This window comes from Dellaglioa sp. CoH-56-MRSF-11, assembly GCF_056782135.1.
Genome location: NZ_JBXAYE010000127.1, coordinates 1 through 259, shown reverse-complemented (window position 1 = coordinate 259; position 259 = coordinate 1). Strand labels below are relative to the sequence as shown.

The following is a 259-nucleotide window of genomic DNA, read 5'->3' as shown; positions in this document are numbered from 1 at the left end:
ACGCCGAATCACGTAGAATCAGGTGCGCGCCCATCGCGATCACGATATAGCCCGGACCAAAGAATGCGCCCGCGTGAAATTTCCACCAGTGCACGCTCTGCACCATCCAAAATTCCCAGGTCCAGACCGCGAACATACCGCCAATCAACAGCAGCCCCCATATATTATCACGCAACCATTCGCGCATTTTTCAGCCCCTTAGATAAAGGTGCGCGCAACCTGACGCGCGTAGTGAATGATTGTGGCGTTACCGCGAAGC

The 259-nt window shown here is 54.8% G+C and carries 1 protein-coding gene; it reads right to left on the bottom strand.

Annotated features, from left to right (window positions below):
• A partial coding sequence (locus AC1RPT_RS08105; RefSeq protein WP_481763040.1) for a hypothetical protein occupies positions 1–187 on the bottom strand: 187 nt, incomplete at its 3' end.
• Positions 188–259: the final 72 nt, after the last annotated feature.